This is a genomic window from Brevundimonas sp. RM1, assembly GCF_052907225.1.
Genome location: NZ_JBRERY010000010.1, coordinates 19421 through 39018 on the forward strand (window position 1 = coordinate 19421; position 19598 = coordinate 39018).

A 19598-nucleotide genomic window follows, 5' to 3' on the forward strand; every position below is an offset into this window, starting at 1 on the left:
TCTTGGCCGCAGCCGTCGCCGCGCCGACCGTCGCGTCGGCCGGCGAGAGCGGCCTTCGCCTTCACCCGATCCCAGGTCTGTTCGGGCCCGAGGACTCCGCCTGCGGAACCTCGGGCCGAACGGACAATCTGATTTCACCGGCTCTGTGCGACAAGCTCGCGCCGATCGACCGGCGCCAGTACTGGGGCCAGCGCTTCGACGCCCTGATCGCCGACCGCCTCGGCGAGGACCAGGTGGCGCGCGACCTCTCGACCCCGCCGCCTTCAGGGATGACGCGCGAGACCCTCATGTCGCGCACCCTGGTCGCCTCCCTGCATGTGTCGCGCGCCGATCTATGGACCGTGCCGCGTCCCAGCGTGGTCGAGGCCCACATGCCGATCACGGCGACCCTGCTGATGACCAATGTCCTGACCGGCGAGGTCATGTTCGCCCACACGGTCTCGACCAACGTCCAGGGCCTGATGGGGCGCAACACCTATCAGGCGGAAGCGGCGGCTCAGTTCGACCGCCATTTCGACGCCGCCCTGGTGCGCCTGGTCGATGAGGCCAAGGCCCGCTTCCAACCGAGCGCGGTCACGGCTCAGGTTCGAGGTCGCCACGGCGACCTCTATATTGTCGACGCCGGCCTGCAGAAGGGCTTGCGGCCCGGCGACCAGATCGGCGCCGACGCCCGCGTGGTCTTCGCCGACGCCCACTACGCCCTGGTGGCCCCGGCTCTGGATACGCTCAGCGTGGGGCAGAGCCTGTCGCGCTATGTGGCCCAACCCCTCGATGCCCTGACCCGTCCCTCCCTGCTGGTGGTGGTGGCGGACACCGCGCCCGACGTTCCGCCCGGTTACGCCGCCGCCATCATGGAAGAAGCCTTGGCCGCCGCCGGCGGCTTCGCCCTCATGCCGATCAATCCCGCGGCATCCGCCATCCGCGCGCCGCAGCTGACCGCCGCGGGCGTCGAAAGCCGTCCGCCGGCCCTGCCCGACTACTTTCTGCGCCTCACCGTCGCACCGCTAGAGCCTTTGCAAGCGCCCACCAATGTGCCCAGCGTCGAGCGCCGCGTTCAAGACGCCCGGGTTTTCCTCGAGGTGATTGATCATGACGGCCGCGTGGTCTTCGCCGTCGAAGGCAAGGACCAGCAGATCGACGAGATCACGGACGGCATGGCGCCGTCGACCGCTCAGCGCCGGGATGTGGCCGTCCGCAACGCCATGCGACAGGCCGCTCAGGTCCTCAAAGCCGGCTTCACGCCGTCTCGCGTACGACTGGCGGTCGCTTCGGCCGACGACGGCGAGGTCGTGATCACCGACCCGGCCGGCGCCCTCGGTCTGGGCCAGAACGCCCACGTCGTGCGCGCCATCGGCCGGGTCTCCGGCGTTCAGGGCGAGGTCTGGGCGCCGGTGGCGGCGCTGGAAGTCGTCGAATTCGGCGACGGCGTCGCCAAGGCGCGACAATCCGGCGTCGAGGTCGCCCGGGTTCGCCGAGGCGATCAAGTCGTTCAGGACACGGTCGGCTCGCTTTCCGCATCGCGTTTCCGCTACGCCCCCTGCGCGACCGCCGTCGCCTTCCGCGGCGCGGAACAGCCTCTGTTCCAGGCCCTCAGCTTCAATCGCTTCGCCGCGGGCTTCCCCGGCGCGGTCCAGGCGTCGCGCTTCGCCGAGGAAGCTGCGCCTCTGGCGCTCGCGTCGCTCTCTCCGGACTACCGTGAGGTCAAGGCTCTGACGGCTCGCCCCGCCAACCTCTGCTTCGAAGCGGTTCACAATCTGACGCAGACTGGGCAGAAGCGCTCGGGTCAGAGCTTCGTCCAGAACACCTATGACCTGACGGTCGGCTATGTTCTGAAGCGGAACGATCAAAGGGTCGGCGCCCAAGGCCTGCAGCAGACCCTCACCGCCACCGCCGTCCCGGCTGACGCCGACGCCGCGCATCAGGATCTTTCGGTTCAGATCGACCTGGCCGACTTCGCCTCGGACCTCGCCCTGCGCGCGGCCAAGGCCCTGACCCCCGCCCCCTAAACCCAAACCTCACTTGGAGACTTCCATGAAGACCTCGTCCCTCCTGGCCGTCGCTGTGGCCGCCACCCTTGCGGCCTCCGGCGTCGCCTCTTCGGCCCACGCCCAACTGGGCGCCCTGCGCAAGCTCGCGCCCGGCGGCGCGAGTGCCTCGGCCGGCGACCCGGACGCCTTTCTGAGCGAGACGATCGAGACCACCAAGCTGGTCATGACCTCCGCGGCGCTTCTGGCCGCCGCCGCATCGCAAGACGCCGACCGTGACGCCATCAAGGCCCGCATCACGGCCATCGAGGGGGCGTCGTCACCGCGTGACCTCCAAGCTCACAAGGCCGAGTTCGAGGCGGATGTCGCCACCGTCAACGCCAATGCCGCCGATGCGGCGGCCTGGCAGGCGAAGTACGACGCGGCCAACGCCCAACAGCGCGCCTTGATGGTCAACGCGGCCTACAACTTCACCATCGGCATGATGCGCAACGTCGCTCTGGGTCAGCAGGCGCCAAGCCTGATCAGCGGCCTGCAGTCCAACCCCATGCAGCTTACCAAGCTGGGCAGCCTGCGCGCCGCCGCCGGCCTGCTGGGCGACCAGGTCCAAGCCACGCGCTCGATGGTCGGCCCCATGCGCACCCTGCTCAGCCGCGGCGGCGTCGAAGTCCCCGCCGACGCCACCGCGTCCAGCGCCCGACCCGTCGATCTCTAAACGATCACCTCAAAAACAGACGCCGGGTCGTCCGGCGCGCATTCGCCCTGCATCAACTCCGACGTCCCAGCGTCGGAGTTTCTTTTTGCCCCACCTTTGCGGGCCCCCATGGCCCCGTGCACAGTCGCCCGAGGAGAAGGATTAGGAACGACCCGGCGCTGAAACCCACCCCGCCGCCCGGGCCTCGGCTTCCGAACAAAACCAGCGCTCGCCGGCCGTCTCGTCGATCCGCGTGCGGGCGTAAGACCGCATGCCCGGCGCATGATAGTAGCGCGCGCCCTTGGCGTTGATATTGCCCTCAATAGCGCAAGCCGGTTGGGGCGGCGCCTGTTCTGGACGGTCATTCCGGCGCGCCGCTCGCCACGCCCACGCCGGCTCGAACGTCCCAGCATGCAGGCCCCTCGCGGCCGCTCGCGCCGACGCCTCATCCCGGGCGTAGACCCCGGCGCTATAGCGCCGATAATCCAGAGCCAGACCCTGCGACACCATCCAAGCGCCGATGTCCTGACCGTCAACGGCGCACCGGGCGACGCTGCGGCCGTATTGATCCTTCTCGACCTCAACGCAGGAAACCGCGCTCTGGCCGATCCATTCGCGCAGCGCCTGACTGGCGACCTCGCCGCAGCGATAATCCTGACCGTGGCGGCGACAGGTTTGGTCCTGTTCGGGCGCATCCACGCCCCAGAGCCTGATCCTCTCGCCATCGATCGTCAGGGTGTCGCCATCGACAACCATCGGCGCCGAGTCGCTCGACGTGACCGCAGGACTGGCCCCGCACGCCGCAAGAACTAAGGCCGCAACGGCAATTATATGGGAAATCACGTATCCCGTCCCAGACCTACGGAACGTCGCTGTCCAAAACTGCATGCCTCTATCCTATCGGCGGCCGAAGACGGCGATCCAGGCTGTGGCGGTCACCAACGCCTGAAGACAATGAAATCGACGAGACGCCGTTGGACACGCTCTGGCGCTAAAGGCTCAGCCGCGCGCAGACGCATGCTGGCCTCATCACGCTCTCCTCCAGCCTGGCTTAGACGTCGCCTAAAGCCGGCAGCCAGACACGGCGAACTCAGTCGCCCCAGCCCCACGCAGGCGAAATCCAGGTTGAAACGAGCGGGCCGATCCGCATGGATCGGCCCTGCCCTTCCTTAGTTGGGGAAGGTCTTTTGATCGGCCTGATGCTGGGCCGGCAGATAGGGCCCCGCCGGCAAGCCCTGCCCCGCCACGTGGGTGGCCAAGAGGTTGGCCTGCTGGGTCAGAGGAATATAGTTGGGCTTGGCCTTTTCGACCGCCGCAGCGATCGCCTGGACCAGCAGATCAGCAAGCGGATTGCCCGAACTCGACGCCTGAGGACTGTAAGACAGAGCCTGGCTGTTAGACCACAAGGTTTCGCCCGTGCGGCAGCTCTTCAGCGTATAGTCGAACTCCACATTAGTGGAGGTCGAAATGACGATATATTGAGACTCCCACTTCTGGATCTCCACGAACATCACCGTATCGCAGCCGAACAGGCCTCCGAACTGAGAGGCGTCAGCCTGGTGCACCAAGCCGGCGTCAGACAGGCCTTCGTCGTCCAGAAGGCGTTTCACCATGTGGGCGGGGAAGACATAGTAGCCGCGCTCAGCGACCGGACGAGAAATCGTCGAGACGAAATAATCGGCCGCATCAACATTCACTGTGGAGTTGAGCGCCGGCACGACCAGAACGCTGCGAGGATTGGCCGCCCTCAGAGCCCCATAGCTCTTGGGGGTCGGCGCGGTGACGCAGGCGGAAAGCGCAGCGCAGCCGGCCAGGGCCGCCGCTGCGGCGATGAGTGTTGAACGTCGCATCAGTTGCCCCCTCCGGCCACGGCCGTCCCGCCGTCGATCTTCTGAATAATCCGATCCATGAACTGGGCCGACTCCGGGAAGCGCGTCCGCTCCTCCTGGAACAGCTTCAGCGCCGTCGCTGCGTCGCCCGCTTCCAGATGGAGATAGCCCAACTCGGCCAGCAGACCCGGCGCCACGGCGTCGCGCGCACGACCGCGCTCGATCGCCTGTTCCAGCGCCGTCTGATAGACGTCGCGTCGCTCGGGGCTTTGCGAATAGGCGTAGAGGGCCGGCTCATAGGCGCCCCATTCAAAACGGCTCGTGGGGGCGCAGGCCGCGACGGCCATGAGGGCGGCCAGGGCCGCGAGCGATACCAGGCGCCTCATGGGACCGTCACCGCGACGCGCGCGCCGGCGGACACGAAGACCGCCTGGGCGTGCAGGCGACGTCCGCCGTTTTCGATGGCTATGTCGTGACGTCCCGTGGTCAGGGGCGCGCCCGCCTCGAACTGGGCCACGGCGCCGAGATCGCGTCCATCGACGATGAGGCGCGCCTCGGGCGGGGCGTTGGTCACCACCAGCACGCCCGCCGCCGCGCCTTGGGCGACCTCGCGTTCGGCGTAGTTCTGCACGCAGCCCGTCGCCATCGCCGCGCATAGCGCAACGAGGGCCAGTGTCTTCAGTCTCATCTATTTGATCTCCGTGACCCGCAGGCCAGTGATGTCTTGAGGCAGGGCGCCGCTGACCAGACGGGCGGTCGAGCCCTCCGCGTCCGGGGCGTCGCCGAAGAAGCCCGTCAGTTCGATTTCAGCCACGACGGACCCAGGCAGGGTGATGGGCAGGCCGGATTGGGCGCTGACCACGGTCTCGCCCGGGGTCTCGACGCGGAAGCGGTCGCCGACGCGCAGACCCTGGCTAGCGCCGCCGCTCACGAACACCGTCTCGCCCGATACGCGCAGGACGTCGGTGAACCAGGCCCGCTGCTGCAACTGATTGATGACATTGGTCATGGTGTCGGCGATGGCGGCGGCCACGGCGCGATCGTTCAAGGTCGAGTCATAGCCCGCACGGGTGCCGAAACCAGCGACTTCACCCGTCTCGGTCGTGGCCTCCCCCGAGCCCGAGGTCGAGAAGAAGACCCGCCCCGTGCGCACATCGACGAGACGGATCTCGACCGTGGCGTTGACCGCCTGGCGACGCTGGGAGTTCAAGAAGCCCTGCTTGCCCTCGTTGCGTCGGCCCAGCTGCGTGATCGAACCCAACAGAAGGGCGTCGACGCCCACGAGATTCTGGGCCGTCGCCTCCGAAATCAGGCGCTCGGCGTTCAGCGCCGTCAGATCCGCCCGTTCGAAGACGAAGAAGTGCTGCGAGGACGTCAGGGCGTTGACCAGCATGTCGCTGGCCTGGGTCGCGATCGGATCCGCCTGACCCGGCGATTGCAGCAGGCGGCCGTAAGGCGTGCTGTTGGTGAAGCGCCCGACGGCCACGCGCCGTTTCAGACCCGCACGCTGGACGGTCTCAGCCTGTTGCGCCGCCATGTCGGTCGCCAAGGCGGGCGGCGCCCAGGTTGCGCCGACCGTCAAGGCCAGCGCCGCGGATGCGACGCAAACCTTTTGATAGATTGTCATTTTTAGCCCCCCGAAGTAGCAATGATCGCTGTGCCATAGCACTGCTGAGAGTGGCAAGCCTTGTCCGTAACACCCCTCACCGATCATGGCCTCGCCCCCACCCCCGGCCCGTCGACCCGCCCGGCGCCGGTCAGTCGCCGCAGCAAGACGATCATCGCCTCGGTGTCGCGCTCGCAATAGGTCTCCAGCCCCGCCTTGAGTTGGTCCCGGCGCGTATTGCTCGTCTCGGCCCTGGCCGCCTCGAACCAGGCCTGCTGGGCCGCGCCGCCGTCCTTCACCTCCAGATCGTCATAGGCGAGATCAGGCGCGATCGTGGGCAGGACCGCCTTGATCGACCAACTCCCCCTCTGGTCGCGGTGATAATAGACCTCGCGCGTCACCGGCAGCAGATCCACGATCCTGGCCTCGATCTCGATCAGAGCCTGCGCCAGATCCGGGAAGGCCTCGGCCAGGTCGCGAACGCAGCGTCTTTCGAACGCGGCGTTGTAGGCGATGATCGCGCCGCAGCGCTCGGCGCCCAACTGAACGACCAGGGCCTCGGCGCAGGCGCGCCGCGGATCTCCGCCGTCGATCGACAGGAAGCCCGTGTGAATAATCTCGCCGCCTTCGGCCTCGATGTGGCACGAGAACTGAAACGGAATCTGCTGAAACGGTCTGCAACCGACCCACCGCGGCGCGGCCGGTCCAATGGTCTCGAAATCAAGATAGGCGCGCGGCCAGGCCCACCCCTTCGTCGCCTCGATCGCCCCTTGGCGATCCAGATAGGCCTCTCCCGTCACAGTCGCTTCACGCACGCGTTCATGCACCGCATTGGCCAGGACGCCCGGCTTGAGATCATTCAGGTCGAACAGGCCCTCCTCGGCCCAACGCGCGGCGATGGCCCTTCCAGTCCGCGGCAGCAGGCTGATGGGCCAATCGGGGCCGGGAGGATCATGGCGGGCGCAATAGCTCGAAAACTCGCAAGCGAACGGACGGGCGCAATGTTCGCCAGCTCTGACATCGGGCTCATCGCCGGCGAGAACGGCCCGGGCTCTAGCGACGATCGCATCGCGATCCGCGATCAGATCGGCCAAGAGGTCCAGGCATTCCGCATCCCGGAAAAGACCCGCGTAGTCCCCCTCGCGCTGAAGCCGGAAGCTGCTGTCGATATGGCGGATGCAGGCCGACGGCACAGGCGTCCCCGACCGGGCCACCACCCACGCCTGGGTGGCCAGGTCCCCGAGATGATAGTCCTTCACCCCCGCCGAACTCTTCACCTCGGCGATCGCCCATCCGTCCCGCATAGGCAACAGCACGTCGACCCGAACCAGGACGCCGTCGTGCTCAAATGTCGCCTCGAAAATAGGCTCGGACCAGCCCTCATCGATGAGGGTGCGCGTGCGCGCCACCGCCGCGGCCAGATCAGGTTCGGCCTCGACCATCACGCCCGTAGGCCACAGGCCGCAGGCGATTTCGCCGACTTCATGGCCGGTCGCAAATCGCGCTTCAGCCCCGTCGTCGACCAGGGCCGCCTCCGGCCTGTGCTTCGACAGCCAGAGCTTACGCGGACACTGCTCGAAGGCCGCGATCTTCGATTTCGACAATCCGTAGCGACGCGCGCCGCGCACCAAAGTGACGACGCTCCCGCCAGAGACGGCGTCCATAGCCTGGTCCATGTCTTCGCCTCCCTGCCCCGGCGCCGCGCGCGCCTTCTTCCAGAGCCCAGTAGCAACACACAGATACGCCAGTTTCGGTCGCACGATTGAGCCAAAGGCTAGACGGGGCACAGAACCCGGTTACGTCACTCAGCAACCTAACGCTCAGGGGGATGATGTGACCGACGACCTTTCAACCGCGCTTCCGAACGAGCGCACTCAGCTTCTTGAAACTTGGAAACGCGTTTTCGCCAAAACGCCAAACCCCTGCGTCGCCCGCTTCCTTCAGCTTGATCGACTAGCCAAGGGCCCGACGGACAAGAAGGCGATCAGCAACGATCTTCGCAAGTTTCACGACCGGTTTGGCTGGATGGCTATGGAAAGCTCGTCGGCCGGAAAATGCGCGGGCGCGCTCTACCGAACCCAGGCCTTCATCCAACTTCCGAGCGATGAACGCATCGGTAAAAAGCGCGGCCAAACCGTGCACATCGAGCATACCGTGCCAGTCAATGTTCTCTCGATGCGCTGGCTTGAGGTGCGCAAGGGCGGCCAAGAACAGGAACTCATGCCGACTTTTGCATGGGTGATGCACCACACCGTCGCCACAGCATTCCATCAGGACGAACGAATGTTGCTGAAGGGCGTCTCCAAATCGACAGACTGCTTCGCTGAAGGCGCGCCGGGCTTCGGCCGCCCCTTCAAGCGCTACAGCGGCCTCTTTCATCAGGGCGGCCAAGTCTGGGACGTCTACAACGGCGCATTGATCGAGCCTGACCTGTTCTCCCTCAGCGACCACTTCGCCAATGTCGTCGCCCTTGCCCAGGAGGCCGGCGCCGCCCCTCAGTTCATCGCGGCGCTCAAGGCGAGCAGTCCCGACTAGATCCAGCAGCGCCACGCGCAAAAGTCGTCCAAGGCAACGGTAGGACCATACTCTATCCCGGCGGAGCTTCGCTTCCGTTCATCGACACCCACTCGATGTCCGCCGCTGATAGCCTCGCATAGATGTCATCGCCGAACGCCCACCCCATCGGCATGCGCTGACGCAAATCCAGCTGATCCTTTCGGTCGAGTCTCAAACACTCTTCGGCGGAGATCCTAACGATCTTCACGTGATCGCGGATAAAGGCCGCGATCTGAGCATCCGTCGCACCGCGCTCCAGCATGTCGTGGACTTCTTTGATCACAACGAGCCGAGGAATAACGTGCTCACGTCGCCCTTTCGTGTCGAACGCATGCGACTGTCCGACCACGGTGAACTCGTCGGGGAGAAGCAGCCCCTCAATCAAGCGCGTGTCCGAACTCCCCTTCTCCTCCCATAGTCCGCGAATATTCATCGCAGCGCGAAGACACGCCCGCTGATAGCGCTCTTCAAACGAGTATTCTCTTCTCATCACGCCCCCAGCGTAAACGCGTCCGCATAGTGCGCACCGCCCCCGATGCGCCTTGCCGACCGGACCCAATCGTCGCGGCTCCGACTAAGGTTGTGAATACCCCGGCCGCGAAATAACGGTTGCGGCCAGAGAAAAGTCAGCCGACCTCACGGCCGTAAGGGCGGCCGAAACGCGCCGCGCGTCGCGCGCATCCCAGCCGCCTCTCATCGACAACCGATCTGATCGCGATCGGCCTAGCGGGCTCCGAACGGGTTCGCCGTCATCCCCGCCGCCATCCTCGATCCGCCCCACGCGACGGCTTCTCCGATGGTCCCGGCGCTTGAAGGGTCCCGGTCCCCTGATCCCGGCGCTCAGGCCGCCGCCGGCGAAGCCTCAAGCGAAACGGCGGCGATGACGCCCCGGAAGGTCTCCAGCATCTCGAAATGCCCGGTCGCCAAGAACTGCTCGATGGGCCGCCGAGACAGCAGACGCTCCAGGAAGCCCGCTGCGATCACCAGCAACAAGGCGTCGTCGCCGTAAGAAATCTCCAGCTCTCTATAGTCGTGGGTCACCACCGCCAGCTCACGCACCAGTCGCTCCCTCTCGACATGGTCGGCGCCGGCGGCCTTCTTCACTGCATCGGGTTTGACCAAGTCCGCTGGTCGGGTCGTCACTAAAAGGGCCTTGGCGTAGTTGGCGCTATAGTTGTTTGCCGACACCATGAGTTCCGCGACCTCCAGCTGGCGGATCGGCTTCATCTTCCGCAATTTCTGGAAGGCGTTGATCCCGACCGGCTTGTCCTTCAGCAGTTCGGCCACGTCGGGATGGATGCCGCTTAACAAATGTCGCCGTTGACGGATGGCCGCCACATCGACATTCAGCGCCCGCGCCAGCTTTTGCATAGAGACGCCCCGCTCGATCGCGCGGACGATCATATAATGCTCTTGGATCGGAGCCAGACGATTGACCCGTTTGTTGTAGGTGAAGGCTTCGTCGTCCGCAGCCACAACGCAACGGGCTTCCGTTTCTCCCCCGGCCTGCAACACGCTCAAGCGGACATGGCCGTCGAGCAGGGTGTAGAGGCCGTCGGCGCCCGCCTGAGCCACCACCAAGGGCTCCACCACGCCGACCTCCGCGACAGACGCGGCGATCCGTTTGTATTTCACCGACTCCATGACCGCTGCCGGCAAGATCTTGGATGGCAGGAGCTTGTCTAACGACAGCACGCGAACCCGCGGCTCAAAGGCGATCCGGACCGGCTCCATCTAGAGGCGCTCCCGTCCAATGCGCGCCGCCAAGGCGGTCGGCAGGGTGTTGAATCCTTCCGCCCGCATCAGGGCGACGAACAGGTCATTGGCCAGGAGGTGTTGAAGCGCGCTGACGACGAAGTCGAGACGCGACCGTGTCAGCCCCGCCCGCCGAACAAACGCCGTTTGACGTTCTGTCTCGCGCTCCAAGGTGCGGATCAGCGATTCCGGCGTGGCCGGCTGAGTGGGGCGAACCCCACGGCTGCGCGGGTTCATGCCCTTTCCGCTGGTGTTGCGTTGTTCGATGATGCGGCGGATCGCCAAGATCTGATTTCCAGGGATCAACTTGTCTTCATAGGCCTGGGCAAGGGCCTGCTGAACATCACCTTCCTTGGCTTGGACGATCTCCATGGCGATGGTGTGCGGAATGACCCCGCGCTCCACTGCAGAGATCAGTTTTTCCTCTCCGTTCTCCAGCAGGAAACAGATGGCGTAGATATATTCGCGGCTGAAGCCGACCTTGGCCGCGATCTCCCCATGGCCGTAGCCGCGCTCGCGCAGGGCGCCGATGGCGCGCACCAATTCCAGCGGCGTGTGTTGTCGCCGAGCCAAGTTCTCGACCAGGCTCATGACGAAACAGTCGTCTTCGGCGGCGTCGATCACGACAGCGGGAATCGATTCCTGGCCAAGCGCCATGAAGGCCTCCAGCCTTCCTTGCCCGCAGACGAGATCATAGCGAGATCGTCCGGGGCGTTGGCTGACCGTGATCGGCTTCTTCAAGCCCAACCGTTCAATGCTGGTCACGAGTTCTTGGAACACGCGCTTGTTGCGCGCCCGAGGATTGAGAACGGTGATGGCGCTCACCGGGATCATCAGGATATCGGGAACATCACTCATGCCGCTCGCAGCTCCGTCCGACGCGTGAGGTCGTAAAATCCGTCCAAGTCGTCGAAACGAAAGGCGTCCAACCGCACCCCGTTTTCCGGCGACAGCTTGAGGCTGGGATCGGCGCCGCCCTCGATCCAGGGCAGAAGGTAGTAGTCGCGGATTTCCGCATTCCCGACCTCCATCCGAACGGCGATGGTGATGTCCGGTCGGAGCCCTTGATCCAGGCGGATTTTCCATCGCAGCGCTCCAGCAGCGGTTTCGCAACACCGAGCGAGCACGATGGAGGCGGTGAACTCGGCGTTGACGGTGATCAGGTCGGTGGCGTCGTCGCGCTCGGCCGTCCCTCCGGCCTTCGCAACCTCGGCGATCACTTGGGCCACGATATCCGGATGGAGGCGGCGCAACGCGCGATTGGTTTCAATGTAGCGGAAATCCTTCGCCGGCGCGTAGCCGATCAAGGCGTAAGCGCGCACCAGGCTGCCGAATCGATGACGAAAGGTCGAACTCGACGCCATGCCCTCGACTTCGTCGATCACCAACCCCGACAACCAGCCCTTCTGCTCCAGAAGCGCCGACAGCTGGCCGAGCAGCTCCTCGTCGGAGAAGCGCCGACTGCGGTCCTGGATGATCCGCTGCGCCGCTTCGAAGAAGTCGGGCTCGACGATGCCGTCGAAAGCGCCGTCTTTGCGCACCCACATGTCAGGCGTGTTCAAAACCCGTTTGGCCTTCAGCTTGAAGGAGCGTCGATTGTAGACGTTGTTGCCGATGTATTTTTCATTGGTCAGCACCTGGTGGACCGTCGATCGCGTCCATGGCCGTCCGAGATCGGTCATTACGCCTTCCGCGTTGAGCACGGCGGCGATCTCGCTTTCCGAACGACGCTGAACGACGAACATCCGGTAGAGGCGGCGCACTACCTCCACCTCCGCCGGCGGTCCCGGCGTCAGGATCACGCGGTCCGTTTGCAGGCTCTTCTGTTCGCCACGCGCCAGCTCCCCTTTAGGGCGACAGAACTCGTCGACCAGCTGACGGCGCAGTCCAAACCCCGCCGGTCCGCCTTGACGGAACCCGAGGGTGATCAACCGGCACTGGCCGGCGAACACCTTGGTCGACAGCTCGCGGCTATACTCGCCGGCCATCGCGCGCTTCATGCTCTTGATGATGGTCGCGCTAAGACTGCCGTCGTTCTCGAACTGCTCGGCGCAATAGTGCACCGCGATGCCAGCCTCTCGACAGATAAACTCGTAGTAGGCGCTCTCGTCCGCGTCCTGAAATCGACCCCACCGGCTGACGTCGTAGACGATGACGGCGTCGAAGTCGGCGACGCCGTTGCGCACGTCGGCGATCAAGCCTTGCAATGCAGCGCGCCCATCCAGCTTTAGACCGCTCTTACCTGCATCGACATAGGTTTTGACGATCTCGAAGCCGCGTCGTGCGGCGTAGGCCGCAATCGCTTCCGACTGGTTCTCGGTGGAGTATTTTTGGTGCTCGGTCGACATGCGCACGTATTCAGCCGCACGCATCAGCTTGCCGCCAACACCTCCGCCGTGGTCGCTCGATCGCTCCATCGCCCTACAAGTCGCTCGCCGCCTTGGCCGCACGATTAGACCGACACCGTAAGCGCCCTTCGGCGTGAAAGTCGTTTCAGAAATTGGACTGAAAAGTTCAGTCCAAAACAGGAAAAACTTTTCACACGGAAGAGGCGTAGGATGGAGAGCTTCCCGCAGCAGATCGCTACGGCCATGCGGCGTGAGTGGGGGGCAACGCCCTCAGCGCGAAAAGAGGTCGGACGGATTACGAGCGCCAATGAACGCGCCGTGCGGAACTGGTTCGAAGGCCGCAACGGCCCGAGCGGAGAAAACCTCGTGTCCCTGATCCGCGCCTCGGACGCCGTGTTCGAAACCGTCTTGGCGCTTTCAGGACGAAGGTCCGCCTTGTCGGGCGTTCACGTGCCGGCGCTGCGAGAGCGTTTGAAGCTGCTCCTCGATCTGATCGACGAAGCCCCTTCTCGATAGATACCGCCACTTCGGCTCGGAGGAAGCAGTCCCATGGCGCGACCTATGGGCACCCGACGCGCGCCTTCTAGGCGCAGTTCTTGTGGAGACAAGTTCGCATTGGACTGGCAGCACCGCCACGTTCATCGCCCTACATTCTGCGTGCTTTTTGAGCGATGCACGTCAGGCGGCGATGTTTCCCCACAACACGACTGTTGGAGTGTCTTTCCACCGCACCGGACATTTAAGGGCGCCGTCCGTTTCGTCCGTAGTTGTCTTCAGAGCCTCAACGGCCTCCCTCTGGAGACGATCATGTCCACCTTGAATCCCCTTTCCTTCATCGCCGTCTCTGCCGCCGTCCTGTTGTCGGCGGCGCCGGCTGCGGCGCACGCTCGCCTGGTCAGCGCCACGCCGGCGGCTAAGTCGGCCGTCGCATCGCCGCGTGTCGTGACCCTGACCTTCAGCGACCGCGTCGCTCCGGCCTTCTCCAGCTTCGACGTCGTCAACGCCGCCGGCGCCAAGGCGACGGTTCGCACCCAGGTCAGCCAGGACGGCAAGACGATCACGGGAACCCTGGCGCGTCCGCTTGCGGCTGGCGCCTATGTCGTCAACTGGCGCATCGCCTCCACCGACGGGCACCGCATGACCGGCAGCTACGACTTCACCGTGCGCTGATATGGTCGAGATCTGGATCGTCGTCCTGCGCGGGGTGCAATACGCCGTCGGGGCGCTGCTGCTCGGCCTGCCCGCCTTTATGCTCTACAGCGCGCGGGCGGTCGGACCGCTAAACTTGCGTTGGCCGCGTCCGACCATAGCCTGGGCCGCAGCAGTCCTGATGGTGGCCGCGCCCGGTGCCCTGCTGGCTCAAACCGCGATGATGGCGGGCTCCCTAAGTGAAGCGCTCAAGCCGGAAGCCTTGGGCTTCATGGTCACGAGCATGGGGCTGGGCAAGGCGTTGGTCGTGCGGATGTTCGCGGCGGCTCTGGCCTTGGCGTTGGCGCTGCTGCTGCGTCCCGGTCGGCTGGCGTGGAGCGTGCTGGCGCTGCTGGGTCTCGTCGTCTCAGCCAGTTTCGCCTGGACCGGCCACGGCGCAGCGACGCAAGGGCCGGGACATCTGATCCACCTGGCCTCGGACATCACCCATGCCGTAGCGGCCTCCATCTGGGTCGGCGCCCTGGCGGCCTTCGCCGTCCTGATCGTGCGGCGACCGTCAGCCGATCCCGCCTGGGACGCCGGCGTGGCGCGCAGCCTGACCGGATTCGCCGGGGTCGGTACGGCGGCGGTCGGCGCCCTGGTCGTGACGGGGCTGATCAACAGCGCCTATCTGGTCGGCGTCTCCAAAGCGCTGAGTTTGACCGCCAGCCCCTATGGCGTCCTGCTGATGATCAAGCTGGCGCTGTTTGGCCTGATGGTCTGTTTGGCGGCCGCCAACCGATTCCGTCTGGCGCCCTTGATGGCTCGTGATGCGGGCCAGGCCATGCCGCATTTGAAAAAGAGCCTGGTGATCGAGTTCGCTATGGCGCTGGCGATCCTGGCTGTCGTCGCCGTGATGGGCGTCCAGCCGCCCCCCGCTTCCCTCTAGGCGTCGAGCCTGGGTCGTGACGCGATCTTTCGCCACGCCCCCCACTTGGCGTAGGTTGCCATTATCGGAACCATGCCCGTTCGACGCGCTCCTTTCCAAGGGAAGACGCGTCGCCTCGCGTATGAAGGATCGAGCCCGCGAAAGGCGCAGAATGACAGACGACATGGAACGCATGCTGGCGACGCCGCCTTCAACCGATGAGACCTCACGATTGGCGGGCCTGGAGAACCGGGTCTGGCGCCGGATCGAAGAGCGGCAGGAGCAGCGTCGCATGAGCCAGGTGCGCCTGGCCGTCATGGCTGTCGCCCTGCTGGTCGGCGTGACCAACGGCGGCATGCTGGGCCAGGCATTCAAGCCTGGTCGGTCGGACATCCAGGTTTTCAGCGTCTCCGCTGGTCTGTCGCCGATGACCCGCTTCGAGGTCGGCGGATGAGCGCCAACTGGAAGTCCATCGCCCTGACGGTCGTCTTGGCCGCCCTGGCCAGCGGCGGCGCCGCCTGGCTGGCGGCCGGCTGGATGATGAAGCAGCACGAGACCCCCAGCGTGCACGACATCGTGCACCAGAAACTGGACCTGACCGCCGACCAAGACGCCCGCCTGGACCAGATCGAGGCGAGCTTCGCCGTCCAGCGCGACGCGCTGGAGGCCGATGTCCGCGCCGCCAATCGCGAACTGGCCGACTCCATCGCCGCCAGCAAGGGCGACAGCCCCGAGGTCCGCGCCGCGGTCGACCACTTCCACGACGCCATGGGCGCCTTGCAGAAGGCCACCATCGCCCATGTGTTCGAGATGCGCGCGGTGTTGACGCCGGAACAGGCCCGCATCTTCGACAAGGAAATCGCCGGCGCCCTTACGCAAGAGCCTCGGTAAGGCCGAGGTGGAGGTCGAGGGCGATACAGACGAGGCGCGCGCGGCGCGTGGCGACCGCACAGCCTTCACCGCCCTCATGGCGGCGACCAGCGGCGACCTTTATCGCTTCGTTCGCCGATATGTCGGCGACACAGACGAGGCGCACGACCTGCTGCAGGAAACCTATGTCTCGGCCTGGCTGGCCATCCGGCGCTATGACCCGACGCGGCCCTTCGCGACCTGGCTGCGCTCCATCGCCATCAACAAGTGCCGCGACTGGGGCCGTAAGCGAACGGTGCGGCGCATCGTGCGCGGCGTCATGGGGCTGGACACGCCCGAAGCCATGGCCGTGGGCGAGGATGCGCCGGAAGCCGAGACCCAGTTGGACGACCGCCGTCGCATGGACGAGATGAATCGCGCCCTGGCCGCGCTGCCCGACAATCTGAAGGCGCCGCTTCTGCTGGCCTCGCTTGAGGGTCGTTCTCACGCCGAGATCGCCGAGGTACTGGGCGTCACGCCCAAGGCGGTCGAGACCCGCATCGCCCGCGCCAGGCAGAAGTTAAACCAGACCCTGGCGCGCTAAGGCGTCGGCATGCTGCGGCGCCCTGCCGCAACGGTGATGCAAGGGGCGGCCGTTTCGCCTGCGTATCCCGATCAGACCCCTCCCCGCGCGCCCTTACGGGCGAACGGCCTCTTTGAGACTTGGACTTCATGGCGACAACATCACTGGACCGTCGAACCCTGTTGCGAGGCGCCGCCCTGGGCGGCGGCATTCTGGGCCTGCAGGGCCTTCTGCCCGCCTGGGCGCAGACCGGATCGCCCGGCCTGCGGGCCGACCTGCCGACGCTGACCGGACCGAACATCGACCTGAGCGTAGGTGACGCCAGCTTCACCGTCGGCGGCCGCACCGGCCACGCCTTCATGGTCAACGGCCTGCTGCCCGCGCCCCTGCTGCGGATGCGCGAGGGCCAGAACGTGCGCCTGTCGGTGACCAACAATCTGGACGAGGACACCTCGATCCACTGGCACGGCCTGCTGCTGCCTTTCCAGATGGACGGCGTGCCCGGCGTCAGCTTCCCCGGCATCAAGCCGCGCGAGACCTTCGTCTATGAGTTCCCGATCAAGCAGTCGGGCACCTATTGGTATCACAGCCACTCGGGCCTTCAGGAGGCCATGGGCCACTACGGCCCCATCGTCATCGACCCGGCGGGGGCCGATCCGGTCGCCTATGACCGCGAACACGTCCTGGTCCTGTCGGACTGGAGCTTCCTGCATCCGCATGAAATCCTCGACAAGCTGAAGAAGAGCCCCGGCTACTTCAACATGCAGAAGACGACCTTGGCCGGTCTGTTGGACGGTTCGGACGGAATGAACGCCGCCGAGCGCCGGATGTGGGGCGGGATGCGGATGGACCCGCGCGACATCCTGGACGTCAACGGCACGACCTACACCTATCTGGTCAACGGCCATGGTCCGGAAGAGAACTGGACCGGCCTGTTCCGACCGGGCGAGCGCGTGCGTCTGCGCATCATCAACGCCTCGGCCATGTCGATCTTCAATTTCCGCATTCCTGGCCTGCCGATGACCGTAGTCCAGGCCGACGGGGAGAACGTCCGCCCGGTCGAAGTCGACGAGTTCCAGATCTCGGTCGCCGAGACCTATGACGTCATCGTCCGCCCAACCGAGGACCGCGCCTATACCATCGTCTCCGAAGCCATCGACCGCTCGGGCATGGGCCGCGCCACCCTGGCGCCGCGCCGGGGCATGACGGCGGAAGTCCCGCCGCTGCGCAAGGTGCCCAACCTGACCATGAAAGACATGGGCATGGGCGGCATGGATCACAGCGCGCACGGCGCCGCGGGCGCCGACCACGCGGCCATAGGCCATGGGGCGGCGGCAGGCGCGGCGGCCGCTGCGCCGATGGACCATTCGGGCATGAGCATGCGCGATCCGAATAACGCCCCGGCCGACATGGCCGTCGGCGTCGGCGTGGACGCCATCGCCCCGGCCCCGTCCAACCGCCTGGCCGACCGGCCGCAGGGCCTCGATGACGTCGATCACCGCGTGCTGGTCTACGCCGACCTGCGCTCGCTGACGCCGAACAAGGACACTCGCGCGCCATCGCGCACCATGGAGATCCACCTGACCGGCAATATGGAGCGGTTCATGTGGGGCTTTGACGGCCGCAAATTCTCGGAGGTGGTCGAACCGATCCGCTTCGAGCTGAACGAGCGTGTGCGCGTGACCCTGGTTAACGACACCATGATGGCCCACCCCATCCACCTGCACGGCCACTTCTTCGAGCTGGTCAACGGCCACGACGGCCATCAGCCGCTCAAGCACACCGTCAACGTCGCGCCGGGCGGCAAGGTCACTTTCGACCTGACCGCCGACGCGCCTGGCGACTGGGCTTTCCACTGCCACCTTCTGATGCACATGCACGCGGGCATGTTCAACGTCGTCACCGTTCGCCCGCTGGCTGGAGCCGCCTCGTGAAGTCTCTTTCCCTCTCCCTGGCGCTCGCGCCCCTGATGCTGGCTGCGGGCGGTCCCGCCCTGGCCCAGAGCCACGCCAGTCATGCGGCTCACGTTCCCGCAGCGGCTCCCGCCGCACAGGCGACGCCCTCGGCCGCCAAGCCCGCGCACGACTGCCCCATGATGCGTGAGGGCAAGCCCTGTCCCATGCATGGAGCCGCCTCCGGCGCTCAGTCTGACCCGCACGCTGGTCATGACATGAGCGGTCACGCCGGGCACGGCGCCGCTCCGGCTGATGCCCATGCCGGCCACAACATGGCTCCGGCCCAGGTGGCCCCGGCGAATCCCCACGCGGGTCACGACATGGCTCCGGCCCACGCCGCCCAAGCTGGCCCGCACGCAGATCACAACACCGCGTCGGCCGATCCGCATGCCGGTCACGATATGAGCGGCCACGCAGGGCACGGCGCTCCCGCAGCTGATCCCCATGCGGGCCACGCCATGGCTCCAGCCCAGGCGACCCCAGCCGATCCGCACACAGGTCACGACATGAGCGGCCATGCAGGTCATGGCGCCGCCCAGGCCGATCCCCACGCCGGTCATGACATGAGCGCCGCGCGCGGCGGGCCGAACATACCGACCAGCGTGGACGCCGTCGGCGGCCGCATGGTCGAGACCCCGCCCCCGGCCGCCGCTCGCTCGGCTCCGGCCCATGCCGCCGACCTGCTGTTCGACCCGGCGGTCATGGCCGCTTCGCGCAAGCAACTTCTGGTCGAGAACGGCGACATCCGCACGACGGCCGTGCTGATCGACTCCATCGAGGCCAGTTTCGGCGACGGCGCTGACGGCTACAGCTGGGGCGCCCAGGGCTGGACCGGCGGCGACATCAACCGCTTCTGGTGGAAGACCGAGGGCGAAGGCGAGATCGACGGCAAGCTTCACGAGGCCGAGGTTCAGGCTCTCTACAGCCGCGCCATCGCGCCCTTCTGGGACGTGCAGGCGGGCGTGCGCCAGGACTTCCGTCCGGACGGCGACGACACCACCCACCTGACCGTCGGCGTTCAGGGCGTGGCTCCCTACTGGTTCGAGATGAGCGCGGCCGCCTTCCTCTCGACCGAGGGCGACCTGACCGCCCGTGCCGAGGCCGAATACGATCAGCGCATCACCCAGAAGTGGATCCTGCAACCGGCGATCGAAGTGGCTCTGTCGGCCAGCGACATCCCCGAGCTCGAGATCGGCTCGGGCCTGACGTCGGTCACCGCCGGTCTTCGCCTGCGCTATGAAATCCGCAAGGAGTTCGCCCCCTACGTCGGCGTCGAGTGGACCCGTTCGCTGGGCGACACCGCCGACTACGCCAAGGCCAGAGGCCAGGATCCCGAAGACACGCGCTTCGTGGTCGGCATCAAGGCCTGGTTCTAAGATCTG

At 65.9% G+C, this 19598-nt stretch carries 21 protein-coding genes; 11 read left to right on the top strand and 10 right to left on the bottom strand.

The genetic code is table 11. The annotated features are described in order from the left end of the window. The first annotated feature begins 2 nt into the window (after window positions 1-2). Both ACU5AP_RS10610 and ACU5AP_RS10615 read left to right on the top strand, forming a co-directional pair. Complete coding sequence (locus ACU5AP_RS10610) at window positions 3-2006, top strand: hypothetical protein (RefSeq protein ID WP_433942283.1); 2004 nt, start codon at window positions 3-5, stop codon at window positions 2004-2006. Between the two features lie 25 nt (window positions 2007-2031). Then, window positions 2032-2700, top strand: a complete 669-nt coding sequence (locus ACU5AP_RS10615; RefSeq protein WP_178823753.1) for a hypothetical protein — start codon at window positions 2032-2034, stop codon at window positions 2698-2700. Between the two features lie 141 nt (window positions 2701-2841). Here the strand turns inward: ACU5AP_RS10615 and ACU5AP_RS10620 are convergent, their stop codons facing one another. The 6 genes from ACU5AP_RS10620 to ACU5AP_RS10645 all read right to left on the bottom strand — a co-directional run bounded on the left by ACU5AP_RS10620 (window position 2842) and on the right by ACU5AP_RS10645 (window position 7790). Continuing rightward, complete coding sequence (locus tag ACU5AP_RS10620) at window positions 2842-3567, bottom strand: thermonuclease family protein (RefSeq protein ID WP_433942282.1); 726 nt, start codon at window positions 3565-3567, stop codon at window positions 2842-2844. 281 nt (window positions 3568-3848) lie between these two features. After that, a complete protein-coding gene (locus ACU5AP_RS10625; protein WP_292033642.1) occupies window positions 3849-4529 on the bottom strand; it encodes a GNA1162 family protein in 681 nt (226 codons plus the stop codon). Continuing rightward, window positions 4529-4894 carry a DUF4810 domain-containing protein gene (locus tag ACU5AP_RS10630; RefSeq protein WP_178823757.1) on the bottom strand — a complete coding sequence of 122 codons (366 nt, stop codon included), beginning with the start codon at window positions 4892-4894 and terminating at the stop codon, window positions 4529-4531. The genes ACU5AP_RS10625 and ACU5AP_RS10630 overlap by 1 nt, the downstream gene beginning before the upstream one ends. Next, window positions 4891-5196 carry a hypothetical protein gene (locus ACU5AP_RS10635; RefSeq protein WP_178823760.1) on the bottom strand — a complete coding sequence of 102 codons (306 nt, stop codon included), beginning with the start codon at window positions 5194-5196 and terminating at the stop codon, window positions 4891-4893. Before ACU5AP_RS10635 ends, ACU5AP_RS10630 begins: the two co-directional genes overlap by 4 nt. Next, window positions 5197-6135 (bottom strand): CsgG/HfaB family protein, encoded by a 939-nt coding sequence (locus tag ACU5AP_RS10640; protein WP_433942281.1) that lies wholly within the window; start codon window positions 6133-6135, stop codon window positions 5197-5199. A gap of 83 nt (window positions 6136-6218) precedes the next feature. After that, the gene (locus tag ACU5AP_RS10645; RefSeq protein WP_433942280.1) at window positions 6219-7790 is read right to left on the bottom strand and encodes a DUF2779 domain-containing protein; all 1572 of its coding nucleotides are present in this window, start codon (window positions 7788-7790) and stop codon (window positions 6219-6221) included. Window positions 7791-7947: 157 nt separating this feature from the next. On the opposite strand from ACU5AP_RS10645, the gene ACU5AP_RS10650 reads away from it, so the two are divergent. Then, window positions 7948-8649 carry a hypothetical protein gene (locus ACU5AP_RS10650; RefSeq protein ID WP_433942279.1) on the top strand — a complete coding sequence of 234 codons (702 nt, stop codon included), beginning with the start codon at window positions 7948-7950 and terminating at the stop codon, window positions 8647-8649. A gap of 52 nt (window positions 8650-8701) precedes the next feature. On the opposite strand, the gene ACU5AP_RS10655 is transcribed toward ACU5AP_RS10650, so the two are convergent. The 4 genes from ACU5AP_RS10655 to ACU5AP_RS10670 form a co-directional block, all read right to left on the bottom strand. Beyond that, the gene (locus ACU5AP_RS10655; protein ID WP_433942278.1) at window positions 8702-9160 is read right to left on the bottom strand and encodes a hypothetical protein; all 459 of its coding nucleotides are present in this window, start codon (window positions 9158-9160) and stop codon (window positions 8702-8704) included. 350 nt (window positions 9161-9510) lie between these two features. Next, a complete protein-coding gene (locus tag ACU5AP_RS10660; protein WP_433942277.1) occupies window positions 9511-10404 on the bottom strand; it encodes a plasmid partitioning protein RepB C-terminal domain-containing protein in 894 nt (297 codons plus the stop codon). Then, entirely contained in the window at window positions 10405-11283 is an 879-nt protein-coding gene (locus ACU5AP_RS10665) for a plasmid partitioning protein RepB C-terminal domain-containing protein (protein WP_433942276.1), read from the bottom strand. Then, window positions 11280-12797, bottom strand: a complete 1518-nt coding sequence (locus ACU5AP_RS10670) for a recombinase family protein (RefSeq protein WP_446681229.1) — start codon at window positions 12795-12797, stop codon at window positions 11280-11282. Before ACU5AP_RS10670 ends, ACU5AP_RS10665 begins: the two co-directional genes overlap by 4 nt. A gap of 186 nt (window positions 12798-12983) precedes the next feature. Here ACU5AP_RS10670 and ACU5AP_RS10675 point away from each other — a divergent pair, with 186 nt between their 5' ends. From ACU5AP_RS10675 to ACU5AP_RS10710, 8 genes are all read left to right on the top strand, one after another. Then, complete coding sequence (locus tag ACU5AP_RS10675) at window positions 12984-13289, top strand: hypothetical protein (protein WP_433947327.1); 306 nt, start codon at window positions 12984-12986, stop codon at window positions 13287-13289. Between the two features lie 291 nt (window positions 13290-13580). After that, complete coding sequence (gene copC, locus ACU5AP_RS10680) at window positions 13581-13943, top strand: copper homeostasis periplasmic binding protein CopC (protein WP_046652909.1); 363 nt, start codon at window positions 13581-13583, stop codon at window positions 13941-13943. A 1-nt stretch (window position 13944) separates the two neighbouring features. Next, on the top strand, window positions 13945-14850 hold the full coding sequence (gene copD / locus ACU5AP_RS10685; RefSeq protein ID WP_128720097.1) for a copper homeostasis membrane protein CopD: 906 nt from the start codon (window positions 13945-13947) through the stop codon (window positions 14848-14850). Between the two features lie 151 nt (window positions 14851-15001). Further along, window positions 15002-15283 carry a hypothetical protein gene (locus tag ACU5AP_RS10690; RefSeq protein WP_046652911.1) on the top strand — a complete coding sequence of 94 codons (282 nt, stop codon included), beginning with the start codon at window positions 15002-15004 and terminating at the stop codon, window positions 15281-15283. Continuing rightward, window positions 15280-15720, top strand: coding sequence for a Spy/CpxP family protein refolding chaperone (locus tag ACU5AP_RS10695; protein WP_003165023.1), 441 nt, complete (start codon window positions 15280-15282; stop codon window positions 15718-15720). The genes ACU5AP_RS10690 and ACU5AP_RS10695 overlap by 4 nt, the downstream gene beginning before the upstream one ends. 7 nt (window positions 15721-15727) lie before the next feature. Continuing rightward, complete coding sequence (locus tag ACU5AP_RS10700; protein ID WP_003165025.1) at window positions 15728-16282, top strand: RNA polymerase sigma factor; 555 nt, start codon at window positions 15728-15730, stop codon at window positions 16280-16282. Window positions 16283-16410: 128 nt separating this feature from the next. Continuing rightward, entirely contained in the window at window positions 16411-18195 is a 1785-nt protein-coding gene (locus ACU5AP_RS10705) for a copper resistance system multicopper oxidase (protein ID WP_128720098.1), read from the top strand. Then, the gene (locus tag ACU5AP_RS10710) at window positions 18192-19592 is read left to right on the top strand and encodes a copper resistance protein B (RefSeq protein ID WP_232623934.1); all 1401 of its coding nucleotides are present in this window, start codon (window positions 18192-18194) and stop codon (window positions 19590-19592) included. The genes ACU5AP_RS10705 and ACU5AP_RS10710 overlap by 4 nt, the downstream gene beginning before the upstream one ends. Window positions 19593-19598: the final 6 nt, after the last annotated feature.

Excerpts from the sequence above, each read along its gene's own strand:
- ACU5AP_RS10705 (WP_128720098.1), top strand. The coding sequence starts at position 16,411 with ATGGCGACAACATCACTGGACCGTCGAACCCTGTTGCGAGGCGCCGCC.
- ACU5AP_RS10625 (WP_292033642.1), bottom strand. The coding sequence starts at position 4,529 with ATGCGACGTTCAACACTCATCGCCGCAGCGGCGGCCCTGGCCGGCTGC.
- ACU5AP_RS10645 (WP_433942280.1), bottom strand. The coding sequence starts at position 7,790 with ATGGACCAGGCTATGGACGCCGTCTCTGGCGGGAGCGTCGTCACTTTG.
- ACU5AP_RS10695 (WP_003165023.1), top strand. The coding sequence starts at position 15,280 with ATGAGCGCCAACTGGAAGTCCATCGCCCTGACGGTCGTCTTGGCCGCC.
- ACU5AP_RS10670 (WP_446681229.1), bottom strand. The coding sequence starts at position 12,797 with ATGCGTGCGGCTGAATACGTGCGCATGTCGACCGAGCACCAAAAATAC.
- ACU5AP_RS10675 (WP_433947327.1), top strand. The coding sequence starts at position 12,984 with ATGGAGAGCTTCCCGCAGCAGATCGCTACGGCCATGCGGCGTGAGTGG.
- ACU5AP_RS10630 (WP_178823757.1), bottom strand. The coding sequence starts at position 4,894 with ATGAGGCGCCTGGTATCGCTCGCGGCCCTGGCCGCCCTCATGGCCGTC.
- ACU5AP_RS10615 (WP_178823753.1), top strand. The coding sequence starts at position 2,032 with ATGAAGACCTCGTCCCTCCTGGCCGTCGCTGTGGCCGCCACCCTTGCG.
- copD (WP_128720097.1), top strand. The coding sequence starts at position 13,945 with ATGGTCGAGATCTGGATCGTCGTCCTGCGCGGGGTGCAATACGCCGTC.
- copC (WP_046652909.1), top strand. The coding sequence starts at position 13,581 with ATGTCCACCTTGAATCCCCTTTCCTTCATCGCCGTCTCTGCCGCCGTC.
- ACU5AP_RS10660 (WP_433942277.1), bottom strand. The coding sequence starts at position 10,404 with ATGGAGCCGGTCCGGATCGCCTTTGAGCCGCGGGTTCGCGTGCTGTCG.
- ACU5AP_RS10640 (WP_433942281.1), bottom strand. The coding sequence starts at position 6,135 with ATGACAATCTATCAAAAGGTTTGCGTCGCATCCGCGGCGCTGGCCTTG.
- ACU5AP_RS10620 (WP_433942282.1), bottom strand. The coding sequence starts at position 3,567 with ATGCAGTTTTGGACAGCGACGTTCCGTAGGTCTGGGACGGGATACGTG.
- ACU5AP_RS10655 (WP_433942278.1), bottom strand. The coding sequence starts at position 9,160 with ATGAGAAGAGAATACTCGTTTGAAGAGCGCTATCAGCGGGCGTGTCTT.
- ACU5AP_RS10665 (WP_433942276.1), bottom strand. The coding sequence starts at position 11,283 with ATGAGTGATGTTCCCGATATCCTGATGATCCCGGTGAGCGCCATCACC.
- ACU5AP_RS10690 (WP_046652911.1), top strand. The coding sequence starts at position 15,002 with ATGACAGACGACATGGAACGCATGCTGGCGACGCCGCCTTCAACCGAT.
- ACU5AP_RS10635 (WP_178823760.1), bottom strand. The coding sequence starts at position 5,196 with ATGAGACTGAAGACACTGGCCCTCGTTGCGCTATGCGCGGCGATGGCG.